Source organism: Tardiphaga sp. 768_D3_N2_1, from assembly GCF_052076105.1.
Taxonomy (GTDB): Bacteria; Pseudomonadota; Alphaproteobacteria; order Rhizobiales; family Xanthobacteraceae; genus Tardiphaga.
Window position 1 is genome coordinate 5,325,284 of record NZ_CP197245.1, and the last position, 19,322, is coordinate 5,344,605.

Annotated in this window: 18 protein-coding genes; 11 read left to right on the plus strand and 7 right to left on the minus strand. The window is 61.4% G+C overall.

Annotation, left to right across the window (positions count from 1 at the left end):
- The first annotated feature begins 59 nt into the window (after window positions 1–59).
- The 6 genes from AB8A27_RS25020 to AB8A27_RS25045 all read left to right on the plus strand — a co-directional run bounded on the left by AB8A27_RS25020 (window position 60) and on the right by AB8A27_RS25045 (window position 6,624).
- Complete coding sequence (locus AB8A27_RS25020) at window positions 60–356, plus strand: nucleotidyltransferase family protein (RefSeq protein WP_441245019.1); 297 nt, start codon at window positions 60–62, stop codon at window positions 354–356.
- Window positions 337–690, plus strand: a complete 354-nt coding sequence (locus tag AB8A27_RS25025) for a HepT-like ribonuclease domain-containing protein (RefSeq protein ID WP_441244219.1) — start codon at window positions 337–339, stop codon at window positions 688–690. The genes AB8A27_RS25020 and AB8A27_RS25025 overlap by 20 nt, the downstream gene beginning before the upstream one ends.
- A 170-nt stretch (window positions 691–860) precedes the next feature.
- A complete protein-coding gene (locus AB8A27_RS25030; RefSeq protein ID WP_441244220.1) occupies window positions 861–2,090 on the plus strand; it encodes an aminotransferase class I/II-fold pyridoxal phosphate-dependent enzyme in 1,230 nt (409 codons plus the stop codon).
- 38 nt (window positions 2,091–2,128) lie between these two features.
- Window positions 2,129–4,609, plus strand: a complete 2,481-nt coding sequence (locus tag AB8A27_RS25035; RefSeq protein ID WP_441244221.1) for a DNA translocase FtsK — start codon at window positions 2,129–2,131, stop codon at window positions 4,607–4,609.
- 193 nt (window positions 4,610–4,802) lie between these two features.
- A complete protein-coding gene (locus AB8A27_RS25040) occupies window positions 4,803–5,657 on the plus strand; it encodes an outer-membrane lipoprotein carrier protein LolA (protein ID WP_441244222.1) in 855 nt (284 codons plus the stop codon).
- 151 nt (window positions 5,658–5,808) lie between these two features.
- On the plus strand, window positions 5,809–6,624 hold the full coding sequence (locus AB8A27_RS25045) for an exodeoxyribonuclease III (protein WP_441244223.1): 816 nt from the start codon (window positions 5,809–5,811) through the stop codon (window positions 6,622–6,624).
- A gap of 6 nt (window positions 6,625–6,630) precedes the next feature.
- On the opposite strand, the gene AB8A27_RS25050 is transcribed toward AB8A27_RS25045, so the two are convergent.
- Together AB8A27_RS25050 and AB8A27_RS25055 are read right to left on the minus strand one after the other, a co-directional pair.
- Window positions 6,631–7,080: a cyclic nucleotide-binding domain-containing protein gene (locus tag AB8A27_RS25050; RefSeq protein ID WP_092140977.1), complete on the minus strand. Its 450-nt coding sequence runs from the start codon at window positions 7,078–7,080 to the stop codon at window positions 6,631–6,633.
- A gap of 72 nt (window positions 7,081–7,152) precedes the next feature.
- Window positions 7,153–7,839 carry a response regulator transcription factor gene (locus AB8A27_RS25055; RefSeq protein ID WP_068730214.1) on the minus strand — a complete coding sequence of 229 codons (687 nt, stop codon included), beginning with the start codon at window positions 7,837–7,839 and terminating at the stop codon, window positions 7,153–7,155.
- Between the two features lie 249 nt (window positions 7,840–8,088).
- Between AB8A27_RS25055 and AB8A27_RS25060 the strand changes: the two genes are divergently transcribed.
- Window positions 8,089–8,598 (plus strand): L,D-transpeptidase family protein, encoded by a 510-nt coding sequence (locus AB8A27_RS25060; protein ID WP_441244224.1) that lies wholly within the window; start codon window positions 8,089–8,091, stop codon window positions 8,596–8,598.
- An 83-nt stretch (window positions 8,599–8,681) separates the two neighbouring features.
- Here AB8A27_RS25060 and AB8A27_RS25065 read toward each other — a convergent pair whose 3' ends face one another.
- On the minus strand, window positions 8,682–9,755 hold the full coding sequence (locus AB8A27_RS25065; protein ID WP_441244225.1) for a YXWGXW repeat-containing protein: 1,074 nt from the start codon (window positions 9,753–9,755) through the stop codon (window positions 8,682–8,684).
- A gap of 146 nt (window positions 9,756–9,901) precedes the next feature.
- Window positions 9,902–10,630 (minus strand): YggS family pyridoxal phosphate-dependent enzyme, encoded by a 729-nt coding sequence (locus tag AB8A27_RS25070; protein ID WP_441244226.1) that lies wholly within the window; start codon window positions 10,628–10,630, stop codon window positions 9,902–9,904.
- Window positions 10,631–10,705: 75 nt separating this feature from the next.
- On the opposite strand from AB8A27_RS25070, the gene AB8A27_RS25075 reads away from it, so the two are divergent.
- The 4 genes from AB8A27_RS25075 (at window position 10,706) to holA (ending at window position 16,772) form a co-directional block, all read left to right on the plus strand.
- Window positions 10,706–12,403 (plus strand): diguanylate cyclase domain-containing protein, encoded by a 1,698-nt coding sequence (locus AB8A27_RS25075; RefSeq protein WP_441244227.1) that lies wholly within the window; start codon window positions 10,706–10,708, stop codon window positions 12,401–12,403.
- A 183-nt stretch (window positions 12,404–12,586) separates the two neighbouring features.
- On the plus strand, window positions 12,587–15,196 hold the full coding sequence (leuS, locus tag AB8A27_RS25080) for a leucine--tRNA ligase (RefSeq protein ID WP_441244228.1): 2,610 nt from the start codon (window positions 12,587–12,589) through the stop codon (window positions 15,194–15,196).
- Window positions 15,183–15,734, plus strand: coding sequence for an LPS assembly lipoprotein LptE (gene lptE, locus AB8A27_RS25085; RefSeq protein ID WP_441244229.1), 552 nt, complete (start codon window positions 15,183–15,185; stop codon window positions 15,732–15,734). The genes leuS and lptE overlap by 14 nt, the downstream gene beginning before the upstream one ends.
- 9 nt (window positions 15,735–15,743) lie before the next feature.
- Window positions 15,744–16,772, plus strand: a complete 1,029-nt coding sequence (gene holA, locus AB8A27_RS25090; RefSeq protein ID WP_441244230.1) for a DNA polymerase III subunit delta — start codon at window positions 15,744–15,746, stop codon at window positions 16,770–16,772.
- Here holA and AB8A27_RS25095 read toward each other — a convergent pair.
- The 3 genes from AB8A27_RS25095 to rsmG all read right to left on the minus strand — a co-directional run bounded on the left by AB8A27_RS25095 (window position 16,769) and on the right by rsmG (window position 19,322).
- Complete coding sequence (locus AB8A27_RS25095) at window positions 16,769–17,659, minus strand: ParB/RepB/Spo0J family partition protein (protein ID WP_068730222.1); 891 nt, start codon at window positions 17,657–17,659, stop codon at window positions 16,769–16,771. The two genes, holA and AB8A27_RS25095, sit on opposite strands and share 4 nt — an antisense overlap.
- Before the next feature lie 111 nt (window positions 17,660–17,770).
- Window positions 17,771–18,625 (minus strand): ParA family protein, encoded by an 855-nt coding sequence (locus tag AB8A27_RS25100; RefSeq protein ID WP_092140959.1) that lies wholly within the window; start codon window positions 18,623–18,625, stop codon window positions 17,771–17,773.
- Window positions 18,612–19,322 (minus strand): 16S rRNA (guanine(527)-N(7))-methyltransferase RsmG, encoded by a 711-nt coding sequence (gene rsmG, locus AB8A27_RS25105; RefSeq protein ID WP_441245020.1) that lies wholly within the window; start codon window positions 19,320–19,322, stop codon window positions 18,612–18,614. The genes AB8A27_RS25100 and rsmG overlap by 14 nt, the downstream gene beginning before the upstream one ends.

The following is a 19,322-nucleotide window of genomic DNA, read 5'->3' on the forward strand; positions in this document are numbered from 1 at the left end:
TGGGGCCTTTCACTTTTGGGGTCCTCGCGAAAGCGCTTCGGTTGTGCTATGTTGCCAATATGAACAGCGCAGGTGCACTCGATACACTAAGGCGATCGGAGCAAGCGCTTCGCGCTCGCGGTGTATCCCGAGCCGCCTTGTTCGGTTCCGTCGCACGCGGCGACAATCGACCTGAAAGCGATATCGACATCATGATCGAAATCGACCCTGAGGCGCATATCACGGCCTATGACTATGTGGACTTGAAGGACTACATCGCGGGCTTGTTTGATGCCCCCGTCGATGTCGTGAACCGTGAGAGCCTGAAGCCCCACATTGCGCCGGCGGCGACAGCAGATGCGGTCTACGCATTCTAACGCTGCAGAAGCAGCACTTCGCGATATTCAGCATCACATTGCTTTAGCTGCACAATTCATCGCCGATATCGACTTCAATCAGTTCCGACATGATCTGCGAACGGTCTATGCAGTCATCCGCTGTCTTGAAATTATCTCGGAGGCCTCCCGCAGGCTGCCCGATGATTTGAAAGCGCGTCATACGGACATCCCTTGGAAACAGATCGCCGGTGCCGGCAATGTCTACCGGCATGACTACGAGGATGTCGCGGCTCAAATCATATGGGACACCGTCACGGTCGCTCTACCACCGCTGGAAGCCGCGATCGCGGTTGAGGTCGCGAGACCGACTTAGTCACTTCGGTGAAGGATTCTCACGGACCGATCCAGAACGCACGCCACCTTAGGTGCCCTTTCCTCGATGGTTAATCGCGTCTTAACCTCGCCGTATCTATGGTGGTTTGATCCCGTTTCAGCCGATCTCATGGGGCGATCGGCTGCCTTGAAAGTACTGGCGTTTTCCTGATGGCACTCACCGCTCCTCCTTCCGCGGCGCAAGGCGCTGGCAGCCGGACCTCGGCTGGGCCCGATGGCGAGCGTTCGCCGTTTGCGCGACTGACGGAATTGCTGGCACCGTATCAGCCCGGCCAACCGCTAATCACACTGTCATTGGGCGAACCGCAGCACCCGGTACCGGATTTCGTTGGGCCGGTCCTCGCCAAACACATTGCCGATTTCGGCCGCTATCCGATCGCCAAAGGTATCGAGCCGTTCCGCCGCGCCGCCGCCACATGGATGGGATCGCGCTTCAATCTTCCGCGCGCCCTCGATCCTGAAACCGAAGTGCTGGTGCTGAATGGAAGCCGGGAAGGCCTGTTCTTCGCCGCGATTACGGCCGCGCGCTTTGTCGGCCCGCGCAAAGGCACGCCGGCGATCCTGCTGCCAAACCCGTTCTATCCAGCCTACGGCGCCGGTGCGCGCGCGGCGGGTTGCGAGCCGATCTTCATGCCGACTACCGTAGCCAACGGCTTCCTTCCCGATCTCGACGCACTCGATGAAGCGACGCTGGTACGCACAGTAGCGATGTACGTCGCATCGCCGGCCAATCCGCAAGGCGCCGTCGCAACACCCGCTTACTTCAAGAAGCTGCACGATCTCGCGCTGCGCTACGGTTTCATCGTGCTGTCCGACGAATGCTATTCGGAAATCTACACGCAGGCCGCGCCCGGCAGCATGCTGGCGTCAGCCGGCCCCGACTATGCCAATGTCGTTGCGTTTCAGTCGCTGTCAAAGCGCTCGAACCTGCCCGGCATGCGCGTCGGATTCGTCGCCGGCGACAAGAAATTCCTGAGCGCGTTTCACGAATTGCGCAACGTGGCTGCGCCGCAGGTGCCGGTACCGCTGCAGCAGGTCGCGGTTGCCGCCTATAGCGACGAAGCACATGTGGAAGAGAATCGCAGGCTCTACCGCCTGAAGTTCGATCTTGCGGATCAGATCCTCGGCAACCGCTACGGCTACAAGCGACCGGCCGGTGGCTTCTGTCTGTGGCTCGATGTCTCCGCGTATGGCGGTGACGAAGAGGCAACCGTGAGACTGTATCGCGATGGCGGCGTGCGTGTGGTGCCCGGAAGTTATCTGGCGCGCCCGCAGACCGACGGCAGCAATCCCGGCGCCGGCTATATTCGTTTGGCCATGGTGCAGGACAGTGAAACGACAGCCGAGGCTTTGCATCGGCTGGTGAAGATATTGAATTGAAGATCCTGGATTAATGCAGGGCGCATGAGCACTCCGGTATGAGCACCACGATCGAACGCGTCATTCCTCTCGTCGGCCATCTGCCCGCGTCGATCCGCGAGATGCTGGGGCGACGGCTGCGCGAACTGGCGGGTTTTGGCCTGGTCTGCGCCGCTGGTGTCGCGGCGGCGGCAATGATGACGTGGTCCGTGCAGGACCCGAGCCTGAGCCATGCCACCTCGCGTGCGATCCGCAATGTCGCCGGTTATCCCGGCGCGATCGGCGCCGATCTGTTGATGCAGATTCTCGGCCTCGGCGCGATCATGATGATTCTCACCATCGCCGTCTGGGGCTGGCGGATGATGACGCATCGGCATTTCGATCGCGAAGCACTGCGCATCGGTTGCTGGGTCCTTTGCACCATCATCGCATCAGGCTTTGCCAGCTGCTGGCAGCATGGCGGGTCGTGGCCCCTGCCGACCGGCGTCGGCGGCGTGGTCGGCGACGCGCTGTTTCGCGCGCCCGCGGTCGTATTCGGCCCTGTCGGCTTCATCTATCGGTTTGTCCTCGGCTTTATTCTCTGCGCGGCTATGATCATGACCTTCTTCATCGCCTGCGGTTATGGCGCGCGCGCCAGGGAAGAATTCGCCGAGATCGATATCGAGGAAGATGACGAGCCATTCGAGGAAGATGAAACGCGCGATCGCGGCTCGATCTCTGTTTCGCTGGGCTGGGCCGCGCACGCGCTGATGAGCGCGAAAGCGCGTCTCGGCCGGCTGCTCTCGCTGGTCTACGGCAAGATGGTCGCGAGCGAGCCAAAGGCACGCGCAGCCTCCTTCGAACGTCAGGAACCGAACCTCGGCGGTCGTCGCAACAGCCCGTCAATTGCGCCGCATGACGAAGACGAAGGCGAGCACGACGAGGAGGAAGAGCACGACTACGAGGAAGAAGAAGAGGAAGAAGAGCCCGCCCCGAAGGCGCGCAAGAAATCCTCGGCCAAGGAGCCCGTGCGTAAATCCAACGGCAAGTTCGAACTGCCCTCCGTCGGCATGCTCACCGCGCCGAAGGCCGCCGATCGCAAGCCGCTCAGCAAGGCCGAACTCGAAGCCAATTCGCGCGCGCTCGAAGGCGTGCTGCAGGACTTCGGCGTGCGCGGCGAGATTGTCAAAGCCAATCCCGGCCCTGTTGTCACGCTTTACGAACTCGAACCCGCACCGGGCATCAAGTCGTCGCGCGTGATCGGCCTCGCCGACGACATCGCACGCTCCATGAGCGCGCTGTCCGCGCGTGTCGCTGTTGTTCCGGGCCGTAACGCCATCGGCATCGAACTGCCCAACGCGCATCGCGAGAACGTCTACTTGCGCGAACTCCTGACCGTGCAGGACAGCAACGAAGGCATCAAACTGCCGCTCTGCCTTGGCAAGAATATCGGCGGCGAGTCCATCATCATCGATCTTGCACGCACGCCGCATATGCTGATCGCCGGTACCACCGGCTCGGGCAAATCGGTGGCGATCAACACCATGATCCTCAGCCTGGTCTACCGGCTGCGACCGGATCAGTGCCGCCTGATCATGGTCGATCCGAAGATGCTCGAACTGTCGGTCTATGACGGCATCCCGCATCTGCTGACGCCCGTCGTGACCGACCCGAAGAAGGCCGTGGTTGCGCTGAAATGGGCGGTACGCGAGATGGAAGAGCGCTACAAGCGCATGGCCAAGCTCGGCGTCCGCAACATCGACGGCTACAACGCACGCCTCGTCGAAGCGAAAGCCAAGGGTGAGGAGCTCACCCGTACGGTCCATACCGGCTTCGACAAGGAGACCGGCAAGGCGATCTACGAGGAAGAGAAGCTCGATCTCGCGCCGCTGCCCTATATCGTCATCATTGTCGACGAAATGGCCGACCTGATGATGGTGGCAGGCAAGGACATCGAAGGGCTGGTGCAGCGCCTCGCGCAGATGGCGCGCGCCGCCGGTCTGCACGTCGTCCTCGCGACACAACGGCCGTCGGTGGACGTTATCACCGGCACGATCAAGGCGAACTTCCCGACGCGCATCTCCTTCCAGGTCACGTCGAAGATCGACAGCCGCACCATCCTGGGCGAGATGGGCGCCGAGCAACTGCTCGGCCGCGGCGACATGCTCTATATGGCTGGCGGCGGCCGCATCTCGCGCGTGCACGGTCCTTTCGTATCGGACGAGGAAGTCGAGAAGGTGGTGCGCCATCTGAAGACGCAGGGCGAACCGGAATATCTCGAGGCGGTCACTGCCGAAGAACCGGAAGAAGGCGAAGACGGCGCTGTGTTCGACAACACCGGCATGGGCGCCGATGGCGGCGGCGACCTGTTCCAGCAGGCCGTTGCGATCGTCAAGCGCGACCGCAAGGCATCGACCAGCTACATCCAGCGCCGTCTGCAGATCGGTTACAATCGCGCAGCGTCGCTGATAGAACGGATGGAAAATGAAGGCATTGTCGGTCAGCCCAACCATGCCGGAAAACGCGAGATCCTGATCGAAGAAGAAGAAAGCGGGTTCTGAGAGTTTGACCCTGCCGATGGACAATCCCGCTTTCGAGTCGCGAAATCGCCACAGCTCCGGGTTAGCGCCTGCGCTGGTGGCGCCAGCCGCGACGGCTGCGCAAGAGGCCACCCCCCGGACCGCAAAACCGGTACCCATTCTGACGCAAAGCGCGGTAAAATGCGCCGAACTCGCCGAGCAGGACGACGCCTTGATGAGACGCCCGACCCATCACGCCGCACACCGGCCTTTCCTGCACATCGGCGCAGTCAGCCTCGTCGCGACGTTTGTCGCCGCCATTGTGGCGCCCTCGGCCTATGCCCAGTCAATTCCTTTGCCGCGACCTGCACCGCAGGCGCGCAGCAATGGCAGCTTCCAGATGTCGGCTTCCGAGCCCCAGGCCGTTCGGCCGCCGGTCGCAGTGGCACCCAAGACATCGGCGACGACATCCACACCGCCGAATCCGATTATTCCAGATCCGCGCCGCAACGTTCCCGCCAGCATTTTCATGAGCTTCGACGCCAATCAAAAGGCGCAGGCGAGCAAAGTCAGCAGCTATCTGTCGTCGCTCAGCAATCTGAGCGGTAACTTCGTTCAGGTAGGCCCGGACGGCAGTCGCACCACCGGTGATTTCTTCATCCAGAAGCCAGGCAAGGTCCGCTTCGAGTATGATGCGCCGACGACCATCGCCATGGTGTCCGACGGACAGTCGCTCGCCGTCCGCGACTCCAAGCTGGCGACCCAGGACATTTACCCGCTCTCGCAGACACCGTTGCGGTTTCTGCTGTCCGATCGCATCGACCTGATGAAGGACACCAATGTGGTCGCCGTCACCGCTGACGACCTTTATACGTCGGTGACCATTGAGGAAAAGAACGCGCTGGTCGGCACCTCGCGCCTGATGCTGATGGTCGGCACCAAGGATGGCCAGCTCAAACAATGGACCGTCACCGACCCGCAGGGCTACGACACCACGGTCGCGATCTACAATCTCGACACCGCGAAAAAGCCCGACCCGGGGCTTTTCAAGATCGACTTCACCAAATATCCCACCGGAACAGCGAATTAAGGGCAATACGCTTCCCTCATGGAGAGGAGCGCGCCCCTTGGCGCGCGTCTCGAACCGTGAGATGGGAATGCGCGGCCATCCTGCGAGACGCGCGTGAAGAACGCGCTTCTCAGGATGAGGAGCCGAGCTTGCGGCCTATCACTGGATCCCTATGCGTTTTTCCTTGACCACCTGGAATATCAATTCGGTGCGATTGCGCATCGACCTTGTCGCCAAGTTTCTCGAAGAGATGCAGCCGGATGTGTTGTGTCTGCAGGAAACCAAGTGCCCGGACGATGCCTTTCCGCTCAAGCGCTTCAAACAGCTCGGCTATGACCATGTCGTGCTGAACGGGCAAAAGGGCTATCACGGCGTTGCCATCGTCTCGAAACTTCCGTTCGAGAGCAGCGACATCCGCGTGTTCTGCAACAATCTGGATTCACGCCACATCTCGGTATCGTTCGGCGAAAAGGCCGGCATGGCCGTGCCGCTGATCGTGCACGATTTCTATGTGCCTGCCGGCGGCGACGTTCCTGATCCGGACGTGAATGCGAAGTTCGCACACAAGCTCTCGTTCCTCGACGAGATGAAGACCTGCGAGCCGCTGCATCCGCGCGGCGATGCGCGTCACATCCTGGTCGGCGATCTTAACGTGGCACCGCATGAGAATGACGTGTGGTCGCACAAGCAGATGCTGAAGATCGTGTCGCATACGCCGATCGAGTGCGAAAAGCTGCTCGCCGTGCAGAGCGAAGGCAACTGGATCGACGTCGCGCGCGAACGCATTGCACTGTCGGAAAAGATCTACACGTGGTGGAGCTACCGCGCCGCCGACTGGGCAGCGTCGAATCGCGGCCGCCGCCTCGATCACATCTGGGTGTCATCAGCTCTCAAAGATTCGATCCGCGACTTCGCCGTGACCGGCGATGCACGCGGATGGGAACGGCCATCAGACCACGTACCGGTCACGACGGTGCTGGAGCTTTGATATCAGTTACTGGCTGAGCTTGGCGCCGATCAGTGTCACGTCGCTGGCGAGCTGGCTGACGCGGGTCGCCATGTCGTCGCGCAGACGGCGCGCGGCCGCGGGATCGCTGTCGAGCACGCGCTGAAACAGGCTGCGTGTGATCCGGATCGTGCTGGAATATTCCGTCGCGACCGCCGTCGAGGGACGCTGCATCGCCACCAGTAGTGCGAGCTCGCCCATCAATGTGCCGGGACCAGCGATCACTTCATGATCTCTGTCACCGTCGAGGCTGATGCGGAATGCGCCGGTCTGGACGACATAGCCGCAATCGGCATCGTCGCCCTGCCGAAACAACACGGACCCCCGGGCAAATTCCTGCTGCTCGGAGCCGATCGCGATCACGCGCAGAGCGGCGATACCCAACAGGCGCAATGTCGGGACGCGCTCAAGCAGGGCTACATCATCATCGATCGACATGCAGAACCGTGTGATCGGGACGCGCGAAGGAGAGCACCGAACAGCTAATGGCGAATCGGCTCCCGAATCGTATCACGGCACCAACTTGTAGCCACCGGCTTCGGTCACCAGGATTTCAGGATTGGCGGCGTCTTTTTCGATTTTCTGACGCAGCCGATAGATATGCGTTTCCAGCGTGTGCGTGGTGACGCCGGAATTATAGCCCCAGACTTCCTGCAGCAGCGTCTCGCGCGACACCGGCAACTGGCCGGCACGATACAGGAAGCGCAGGATCGCGGTTTCCTTCTCGGTCAGGCGGACCTTCTTGGCGTTGGCGCCGGTGAGCATCTTGGAGCCAGGTCGGAAACTATAGGGACCGACGGTGAAAACAGCGTCTTCGCTGGCTTCATGTTGACGAAGCTGGGCGCGAATACGCGCTAGCAGCACAGCAAAGCGGAACGGCTTGGCGACGTAATCATTGGCGCCGGACTCCAGACCGAGAATAGTGTCGGAATCGGTGTCGTGGCCGGTCAGCATGATGATCGGCGCCTTGAAGCCACCCTTGCGAAGGCTGCGTACGACTTCGCGACCGTCAGTGTCGGGCAGGCCGACATCCATCAACACCAGATCGGGGGAATTGGCCTTGGCTGCAGTAGCGCCCTTGGCGCCGGTGTCGACAGCGGAGGCCTCGAACTCTTCGTGCAGCGACAGCTGCTCGACCAGCGCCTCGCGCAAATCAGTATCGTCATCCACGATCAGGATCTTGCGGGCATTGGGCATTGCGACAATCCTTTGAACGGCTGCGGCGGAGCGTTGTACGCCGCGCTGAAACAGTGGGCCAGAAATCGTGACAGGCTTCGCCGTTAACGCATATTCTAGCGCAAAATCAGCGACATTCCCGGCGAATGTACTGCTGCAGCGCGAAATAGAACATTTGCGGTAAATAGCAAGGCGGAGTTCGCGATTCGGATGGGAAGTCTCGTTATTTCAGACACTTATCGAACAAGCTTGCGTGATCGACCGCTAACTATGGTTCACATTCGCGCGTCAGCCGGAGACAGACTCCGTGGATGGCTGACGACCGACCACACAACCATACCCGTCGCGCTCGGCCGCGGCGGAATCAAGGCGAACAAACGCGAAGGCGATGGCGGAACGCCACGTGGGACATTTCACCCCATCCGGCTGTGGTGGCGAGCCGACCGCAATCCACGTCCGCGTAGCTTTCTGCCGATCCGCCCGATCACCCCCGTGGATGGCTGGTGCGAGGATCCATCTGACCGGCACTACAATCGGCCCGTGCGACTCGATCGTGGAAATGACGGCGACCGACTGGCCCGCGAGGATCATCTCTACGACTTCATCATCGAGATCGACCAGAACACCCGGCCGCGGATCGCCGGACGGGGAAGCGCAGTGTTCCTGCATCTGGCACGCCCGAAATTCGCGCCAACCGCGGGCTGTGTTGCGATGACCAAGCCGGCCATGCTGCGGCTGCTGGCCCGGATCGGGCCGCAAACGCGCATTGTCATCGGCTAAATCCGGTGCAAGCTCAGCCTTCAGATTTTAGAAGAAACGTGAAGATCTGACCGGAGATTGAATGACCCGGCCAGACTGATCGATTACTCCGGCTTCCTGCGCGGATCGTTATGCGGCGGCGCCTTCGGCCTCGCCGGAGGATGAGGAGCCGCCCGGGGTGCCGGGCGAGCTGCAACCGGATGCGGCGCTGGCCGCGCAACAGCAACATGCGGCGGGGCCGGCGGTTTCGCGACAGCGGCCATCCTGGGAGCCGCCGGATGCGGGGCGATAGGTGGCCTGATCGCAGGTGGCCTGGCTGCCGTATTCAGCGGCTTCGGCGGGACTGCGCCATTGGTCGTTGCATGTGCGACGGCCGTCGGTGGACCCTTGTTCTCAGGCGGTTTGGCGCCGGTCGCAGGAAGGGGCACGGCCGTCGCCGCCGGCCGCGCAGCAGTCGGCCCAATCTCCCGCGCGGCCACGACACCTTTGCCGGTGAATTCACCCGGCTTGGCAGTCGCCGCAATCGCCGGATGACCATGATTTTCGGACGCGAGCAGTGCTCTGTTGGTGCTCGCGATATGTTCGTGCTGGGTTTGCACGGCAGTCGCCGCGATGTGCGATTGCTGCGCGACGGCCTGCTCCTGCGGCGTCGGTTGCGCAGTTGTCCCGCCCGCACCGCCGTTGAAACTGACCCGTGTGATGTTGGTCGTATTGTTGACGATGGTCTGGTTGTAGACATTCGTCACCGCGACGCCGCCGAAGTTATTGACGGTTCGGTTGTAGGCAAGCACGCCGTTGGCCCAGCGCCCACCGCCATAGCCGATGCCGCTATAGCCGTAGCCATAATCGACGCCGCCGTAGAAACCGACTTGGGTTCCCCAGTAGCCGGCGTTCCAGCCGTAATAGCCGCCATGCCAGCTCCAATAGCCCGGCGTCCACAGCAGGCCGACCTGAGGCGGTTCGACCCAGGTGCCGGGCACCCAGTAGTAACCATCCGGGCCATAGGCCCAGAAGCCGGGCGTCCAGATATAGCCAGGCGCAGGAATGGCGGGCTGCTCGTAGATCGGCAGCTCCGGTGGAGCAATCGTGATGCTGATGATCTGCGCCATGGCAATGACTGGCATTGTCATCAGGCCCAGGGCGGCCAGAAGCCAGGTAATGGAGCGAAAGCGTCGCATATCTGTCCCTCTCGCGGGCGAGGTCCCGCGTCCGGGCACAGTCGAGACGGATTAGTGCGACATTATGGCGCACCTTCCATGGGGCGGCCGGGAACTTTTGCGCTCAGACGAAGGAGCCGGCGTGTTTGAGATAGTAATAGGAAAAATTACCGCTTCCCGAAGATCGCCGAGCCGACGCGCACATGAGTCGCACCGAACTGGATGGCGATGGCGAAGTCGGCACTCATGCCCATCGACAACCCAGTTAATCCGTTACGGGCAGCGATCTTCGCTGTCAGCGCGAAATGCGGCGCCGGCGCATCGTCAACGGGCGGAATGCACATCAGTCCGGAAATCGTCAGCCCATAGGTATCGCGACAGCGGGCCAGGAAATCATCGGCCTCTCCCGGAGCAATGCCGGCCTTTTGCGGCTCCTCTCCGGTGTTGAGCTGTACGAAGAGCTGCAGTGTCCGCTGCTGCGCCTTCATCTCCTTGCTTAACGCTTCGCAAATGCTCGGGCGATCGACCGAGTGAATCGCATCAAACAACGCGACCGCTTCCTTGGCCTTGTTGGACTGCAAAGGCCCTATCAGATGTAACGCAATCGCGGGTTGAGTGGCGATCAGCGCCGGCCACTTTGATTTTGCCTCCTGGACGCGATTTTCGCCAAACACACGCTGACCGGACTGGATCACGGGCGTGATTGCATCAGCCTCGAAGGTCTTCGACACCGCGATCAAAGTCACAGAACTACGATCCCGCCGCGCTTCGTTACACGCGCGGAAGATATCGTACTCGACCGATGCGAGTCCGCCGGTTGGTAAAGAAGGCGTTACGCTCGACGACTCTTGCACGGATTTATTTTCAACCAAGGCGCGAACTTTCTTGAGATCCATTGCAGTTTAACGAATCCGGGAAAGGCTTTTTGAAGGCTTTGGAGTACCTATGTCCGCGGGGCTTAGGGATCGAAGATGTCACGCATCGGTATTAACCGCAATAAAGCGAGGCTTAGGGGAGCTCTCGGTATTCGCGCTCGACTGGTCCTGTTGGCCCTCATTCTGGTCGGGCCGCTAATGGCAGAGCGAATTCGCTCACTCGATGCGACACGTACCCACCAGATCGCGACGGCCGCGCGTGATTTCGCTGGCGTCGCCCAGCACAGTGCCGATGCGCAGCGCGAGGTCTTCGCCTCGATCGAGGCCGTGCTGAAATCATCCGCATATATCTATACGTCGGCCGCTCAGGTGAATCGGAGCTGCGCCATTATGCGGGCGAGTCTCCGCGGCGATATGCCGTGGCTGCGCAGCCTGACAGTGGCCGGCGCGGATGGCATCGCCAGATGCTCGACCTGGCCGGAAATCATCGAGCAGAGATTCGATTTCAGCGATCGCCCCTATTTCAAGCAAGCACTAGCGACCGGCGAATTTGTCGTCAGCGACTATCTGTTCAGCCGCTTGACGAACCAGCCGACGGTGATGGCTGCCTATCTTGCACCAGGCCTGACCAAGGACGACGATGCCGTGGTTCTGGCGGCGGTGAATCTCGACTGGATGTCGAAGATCATGGGCAATCTCGGCGACCGGCCCGGCGTCACGACGCTACTGGTCGATCATGCGGGCACCGTGCTTGCGGCGCCCCCAGCCAACGCCAGCGCGATTGGTCGGCCAATGGAAGACCTCGCTTTATTGCCGATGATCGAAGCGCATTTGCGCAATACGGACAAGCAGACCGGTTCGCTGTCGTTCAGCGCCAGTGACGGTACGCAGCGCGCCGTATCATTCGCGACAATCCCCGGCACCGGCGCGCAATTGATCGTCAGCATCGACGAAGCCCGGGTCTCGGCAGTTGCCGATCGTGAGATCCGCACCGCTTATTTGCAGCTCGCCTTCGTCTGCCTGTTCGTTCTGCTTGGCGCGCTGGTGGTTGCAGAGCGACTGATCATCAAACCGATCCAGATGATGGAAACCATGGCGCAGAGGTTTGGCCGCGGTGACTGGTCGGCGCGCGTTGCGCGCAACACGCTGCCGGCCGAGTTCGTGCCGCTGGCACGCGCTTTTTACGGCATGGCAGCGCAACTACGTGGCCGCGAACGCGAATTGCGTGCCAGCAACGAGCAGCTCACCGTGCTGGCGTCGGTGGACATGCTGTCCGGCCTAGCGAATCGGCGGGGCTTCCAAAGCCGCCTCGATTTCGAATGGCTGAAAGCCCAGCAGTCCGGCGACCACCTGACGCTGATGATGATCGACGTCGATCACTTCAAACTCTTCAACGACACCTATGGCCACCCCGAAGGCGATGCCTGTCTGGCACGCGTTGGCGAAGCGCTCTCGAATCTGGCCGATCGCAGCTCGGGCTTTGCCGGGCGCTATGGCGGCGAGGAATTCTGCCTGCTGCTGCCGGGCACCGAGGTCGCCCGCGGCGTCCAGATCGGCGAAATGGTGCGCGCCGCCATCTGGAATCTGTCAGTCCCCCATGCCACCAGCGCGCATCAGCGGGTCACCGTCAGTGTCGGCGTAGCCTCGGCGACGCCCGCCACGCTGGAGACCGCCAGGGACCTGTTCGAGGCAGCCGATGCCTCGCTCTACGCCGCCAAACGGCGTGGCCGCAACACAGTGGTTGAGCACGGCTTTGTCCGAGCCTACGGCACGGCCGTGTCGCTGGCGGGATGAGATGACAGGGACCCGCCCCTGGTCCCGTTTCTCGTCTTAAACCATTGACCTAACGCGGCCTTTTATGGCCTAGTCCCCGGCCTCAAGCGCGAATTCAGCCCGAGCAAGCACCGGTTTGCGACCTCGTTCGCGCGTCCATGATCTGAGAAGCGCTCGAACCGGCCGGCGGATTTCAAAAGCACCATGAGCAACGAACGTTACAACGCCCGCGAGACCGAACCGCGCTGGCAGCGCGTCTGGGACGACAAGGCGATCTTCGCCACCAAGAACGACGATCCGCGCGAGAAGTATTACGTGCTCGAGATGTTCCCCTATCCGTCGGGGCGCATCCATATGGGCCATGTCCGCAACTACACCATGGGCGACGTCGTCGCGCGCTTCCAGCGCGCGCAGGGCAAGAACGTGCTGCATCCGATGGGCTGGGATGCGTTCGGCCTGCCCGCCGAGAACGCCGCCATCGAGCGCAAGGTCGCTCCGAAGGCCTGGACCTATGAGAACATCGCATCGATGAAGAAGCAGCTGCAGACCATGGGTCTGTCGCTGGATTGGTCGCGCGAATTCGCAACTTGTGACCCCACCTACTACAAGCATCAGCAGAAGATGTTTCTCGATTTCATGCGTGCCGGTCTGGCCGAGCGCAAGAAATCCAAGGTGAACTGGGATCCGGTCGACCATACCGTGCTGGCCAATGAGCAGGTGATCGACGGCCGCGGCTGGCGCTCCGGCGCGCTGGTCGAGCAGCGCGAGCTGACCCAGTGGTTCTTCAAGATCAGCAAATATTCCGATGAGCTGCTGTCTGCGCTGGATACGCTGGATCGCTGGCCCGACAAGGTGCGCCTTATGCAGCGCAACTGGATCGGCAAGTCGGAAGGCCTGCATTTCCAGTTCGGACTGATCGGCGCGCCTGAAGGCTTCGACAAGCTGCCCGTCTTCACGACGCGCGCGGACACGATGTATGGCCCGACCTTCTCGGCGATTTCGCCGGATCATCCACTGGCAAAAGCGCTGGCTGAGAAAAACCCGAAGATCGCTGCCTTCATTGAGGAATGCCATCGCATGGGCACCTCGCAGGCCGAGATCGACACGGCCGAGAAGCTCGGCTTCGACACGGGCATCAAGGTTACGCATCCCGCCGACGCGTCTTGGACGCTGCCGCTGTATATCGCAAACTTCGTACTGATGGATTACGGCACCGGCGCCATCATCGGCTGTCCGGCGCATGACCAGCGCGACCTCGATTTCGCCCGTAAGTACGGTCTGCCGGTGCTGGACGTGTTCGTGCCGGTCGGCAGCGACGAGCGCGTGCAGGATGTCGCCTTCGTTCCGGCGAAGACCGATACGGTGCAATATGTCCGCTGGGTCGGTGAACCTGGCGTAATGACTTGCGAAGAAGCCATGAAGCGGTCGCTCGAAATCTTCGAGAAGGACGGCTGGGGTAAGCGCGAGATCAATTTCCGTCTGCGCGACTGGGGCATCTCACGGCAGCGTTATTGGGGCTGCCCGATTCCGATCATCCACTGCCCGACTTGCGATATCGTGCCAGTGCCGGACAAGGACTTGCCGGTCGTGCTGCCGGAGGACGTCTCCTTCGACAAGCCGGGCAATGCGCTTGATCATCATCCGACCTGGAAGCATGTGAAGTGCCCGAATTGCGGTGCGGATGCGCGGCGCGAAACGGATACCATGGATACGTTCGTGGACTCGTCCTGGTACTTCACGCGTTTCACCGATCCGTGGAACACGACCGCGCCGACAACCACCGCTGTCGCCAACCGCATGATGCCCGTCGATCAGTATATCGGTGGCGTCGAGCACGCGATCCTGCATCTGCTCTACAGCCGCTTCTTCACCCGCGCGATGAAGGCGACCGGTCACGTCAATTTCGACGAACCGTTCGCCGGCATGTTCACGCAGGGCATGGTGGTTCACGAGACCTACAAGAAGCAGGACGGCACCTTTGCCTCACCCGCCGAGATCAACATCATTGGCGACGGTGACGGGCGCCGCGCGACTATGCTGAATGATGGCTCGCCGGTGGAGATCGGCTCCATCGAAAAGATGTCGAAGTCGAAACGCAATACCGTCGATCCCGACGACATCATGGGGACCTACGGCGCCGATACCGCCCGCTGGTTCATGCTGTCGGACTCGCCGCCGGACCGCGACGTCATCTGGAGCGAGGAAGGTGTCAAGGGCGCCTCGCGTTTCGTGCAGCGCCTGTGGCGTCAGATCAACGAATCAGCCGCGCACGGCAAGTCAGCGCCGGCAGCCCGTCCGGCCGAATTCAGTCCCGATGCGCTGGCGATCCGCAAGGCCGCCCATGGCGCGCTCAGCAAGGTCTCGACAGAGATCGAAAAACTGCATTTCAACGTCTGCCTCGCGCATATCCGCGAATTTTCCAATGTGCTGGGCGAAGCTTTGGCGCGCCCGGGAACCCCCGCCCCGGATGTCTGCTGGGCACTCCACGAGGCCTCGGTCATCCTTGTTCAACTGTTTGCGCCGATGATGCCGCACCTGGCCGAGGAATGTTGGGGCGTACTGGGGCAACCGGGCATGATTTCGGAAGCCCGTTGGCCGCAAATCGAGCCCAATCTGCTGGTTGAAAACACCATGACCCTGCCGGTGCAGGTCAATGGCAAGAAGCGCGGAGAAGTCACAGTGGCCCGGGAAGCGACGAACCCGGAAATTGAGGCTGCCGCTCTGGCGCTCGATGCTGTAAAACAGGCGCTCGACGGCAAGCCCGTCAAGAAGGTCATCGTCGTCGCCCAGAGGATCGTGAATGTTGTCGGCTAAATTCCGCATCGCCGCCCGGCTGATGGTCGTTGCCACCCTGGCGGCGCTGACGGCCGGCTGCTTCCAGCCGATGTATGCCGAGCGCAATGATGGCAAACCCGGCCTGCGCGAGAAACTGCAGGGCGTGGAAGTTCCGCCGCTGGAATATCCCAACGCATCGCCGCAGGCCCGCGTCGGCGTGTCGATCCGCAATGCTCTGATGTTCAAGATGTATGGCAGCGCCACCGGCCTGCCGCCGACCTATCAGTTGAAGATCCGCTTCAACCCGAGCCGGACCTCGCTCATTGTCGATCCGAATACCGCGCTGCCGACCAGCGAAAACTACGGCATCGACGCGACCTACGGCCTGATCGAGATTGCTACCGGCAAGCAGGTTCTGACCGGCAGCACCTTCTCCCGCGTCACCTACGACATCCCCGGTCAGTTGCAGCGTTTTGCCCGCGCCCGCGCCTATCGGGACGCCGAAGACCGCGCCGCAGCCGAGATCGCTGACAACATCAATACCCGGCTGGCGTCGTTCTTCTACGCCGGCACCTAAGCCCGTCGCGTGGTCGCGCTTCGCGGAAAAGATATCGACACGTTCCTGGCCAGGCCGGATTCCGGCCGGCCGATCATCCTGCTCTACGGAGCTGATGCCGGACTCGTGCGCGAACGCGCTGACGCGTTGATGAAATCCGGGGTCGACGATCCCAATGATCCATTCTCGCTGGTCCGTATGGACGGCGACGATCTCGCCGCCGAACCGTCGCGTCTCGTCGAAGAAGCCATGACCGTCCCGCTGTTCGGCGGCCGACGTGCCATCCGTGTGCGCGCGGGCTCGAAGAATTTTTCCAGCGGCGTAGATACGCTCGCCGAGTCCGACATCAAGGATTGCCGCATCGTGATCGAGGCCGGTGAGCTCAGGCCGGAATCGCCTTTGCGGAAGGTGTGCGAGAAGGCCAAAACTGCGGTGGCCATCGCCTGTTACCCGGACACCGAGCGCGATCTCGCAAAGCTCATCGACGAAGAACTCCGTGTCTCCAATCTCCGCATGGCGCCCGATGCGCGTGCCACACTGATGTCGCTGCTTGGCGGCGACCGGCAGGCGTCGCGCAATGAACTCCGCAAGCTGACGCTCTATGCGCATGGCACCGGCGAAGTCACGCTCGACGACGTGATGGCCGTTGTCGCCGACGCATCCGAGCTGAAGATCGATCCGATCGTCGATGGCGCCTTCGCCGGAAATCCCGCCGCGGTGGAAGTCGAGTTCAACAAGGCGATGATCGCCGGAACTTATCCGGGCATGATCATGATGGCCGCGCAGCGCCAGGCCGCATTGCTACACAAAGCTAGCCTGCTGGTCGAAGCCGGCAGCTCTGCGTCATCCGCCGTCGAGAGTGGATTTCCACGGCTGCATTTTTCACGCAAGGGAACGGTGGAAGCGGCGCTGCGAAATTTCTCGGCGCAGCGGCTGGTGAATATCATCGACCAGCTCGCCGTCGCGGCCCTCGATGTCCGCAAGCAAAACGCCCTCGGCGCGGTGATCGCACAAAGGGCGTTGATGTCGATTGCCGTGAATGCAAGGCGGCGCGGTTAGCTCTCCGAATCCAGCCGCTTCAGAATTTCGTCGAGCTGATCCAGATCACGATACTTGATGATCACGGTGCCGCCGGGATCGCGGTGATCCACCGACACCTTCAGCCCGAGCACGTCGCTAACCCGCTTCTCCAGTGCGATCGTGTCGGCATCCTTCGCCGCCTTGGGAGACGACGTGCGCGGCTTCTGCGGCGCGCGCTCCGGCACCCCCTCTTCATGCGCGAGTGCTTCGGTCTGACGAACGTTCAGTCCCTCGGCAATGATCCGCTTCGCGGCGCTCGACGCGTCCGGCAGATTGATCAGTGCGCGGGCGTGACCGTTGGAGAGCTGGCCCGAAGCGATCAGGCCCTGCACATCCTCAGGCAACTTGGTGAGGCGCATCATGTTGGCGACATGGCTGCGGCTCTTGCCGACGATTTTCGCGATCTCGTCCTGGCTGTGTTTGTAGGTCTCGGCGAGCGCGTGATAGCCCTGCGCCTCTTCCATCGCATTGAGATCTTCGCGCTGGACGTTCTCGATGATCGCGATTTCCATCGCGGCCGAATCCGTCACGTCGAGCGGCACGATCGGCACTTCATGCAGACCGGCGATCTGCGATGCACGCCAGCGGCGTTCGCCGGCGATGATCTCGAAGCGATCGTTCGAGCCCTTCACCGGACGCACCACGATCGGCTGGATCACGCCATGCTGTTTGATGGACGCCGCAAGTTCGCTGAGCTCAGCATCGGCAAAGGCCCGACGCGGATTGCGCGGATTGGCCTTGAGGAATTCGATCGGTACCTTGCGCTGGTTACGCGAAGGACGCTCGACATGCGCGGCCTCGCCGCCGACATCGCCGATCAGACTTGCAAGACCGCGGCCCAACCGCGAACGCGCTTCATCGGCCATAGCCAATCCCTTCGAACTCATGCGGGTTACTCCGTACTCAAACTAGAAATTCAGACCGCAGGATCGGTGGCGCAAAGCTCACCGCATCCCGAAAACTATCGACGCAAGATTTCAGTGAGCAGTACGCAGATCCCGCTCGCGCTGGATCACTTCCGTCGCAAGCCGCAAGTACGCTTCGGAGCCCGAGCACTTGAGATCATAGACCAGCACGGGTTTGCCGTAGGACGGCGCTTCCGAAATGCGGACGTTACGCGGGATCATGGTGTCATAGACCTTGCTGCCCATGAATTCGCGGACGTCAGCGACGACCTGGTTCGACAGGTTGTTGCGCGCATCAAACATGGTCATCACGATGCCATGGATCGACAGGTTCGGGTTCAGCGTCGAACGCACCTGCTCGACCGTCTGCAGCAATTGCGACAGACCTTCGAGCGCGAAGAACTCACACTGCAACGGAACGAGGATCGCATCAGACGCGGCCATCGCGTTGACCGTCAGAAGGTTGAGCGACGGCGGACAGTCGATCAGCACGTAAGTGTAGTCGGAACCCGGCGAGACATTGTTGTTCAATTCACCGATGGCATCACGCAGCCGGAAGGCGCGGTCGCGCGCCGAACCGAGTTCGAGCTCGAGGCCCGAAAGGTCCATGGTCGACGCAGCGATGTGCAGACGCGGCACCGCGGTGACCACGACAGCATCGCGCAGCGGCGCTTCGCCGATCAGAACGTCATAGGTCGAGCAGTTGCGATTGCGACGATCAATGCCGAGACCGGTGGACGCATTGCCCTGCGGATCGAGATCGACGATCAACACGCGCTCGCCGATGGCGGCGAGTGCCGTGCCGAGATTGATCGCGGTGGTGGTCTTGCCGACGCCGCCCTTCTGGTTGGCCAGCGCCAGGATGCGCGGGTGTCCGGGCATCGTATTTGACGTATCCTCTTGATATTCTTGATCAATTACGGTCATTGGCGTGGCCATTTTGGTTTGCGGACGGGGTCAGTCGCTCGATCCGGTCGAGTTCGACGATCCAGCCTTGTCCGCCGGTCAGGCTGGCATGCAGGCGCGGGCTTATATTCCAATATCTAGTAGCTTCGGTCAATTCCGATTCTACATCTTGACCCTTGAGAAATAAGGCTTTTGTACCCGGCTTCATCAGGGGCTCGGCGAAACCGATGACGATATGTAACGAGGCAACAGCACGCGCGGTGATGCAATCGACGCGTTCGGGAAATCTATCCACATTATCCCCGATGTCAGCCAGATGAATTGTGCCTGGGGCTTGCGTCACTCGCAGCGCTTCGCGCAGGAACGCCGCCTTCTTGGCGTTGCGCTCGACGAGATGAACATGTCCACCTGTAACGTCGCCCATGGCACAGGCCAGAACCACACCGGGGAAGCCTCCACCGCTGCCGAAGTCGAGCCAGATCTTTGCATCCGGCGCGAGGTTCAGAAGCTGCAGCGAATCCGAGATATGGCGCGTCCAGAGATTTGGAAGCGTCGCGGGCGAAATCAGATTGGTCTTGGCCTGCCATTGCAGCAGCAGATCGACATAGCGATCGAGCCTGCCCTCCGTTTCACGTGAAACAGGTGTCAGCCGCAAGGCCGCAGCCTTGTCGGCATCGAGCCGGGGTGCGGGAGCTGCTTGCTGGGATCGTTGAGCCAT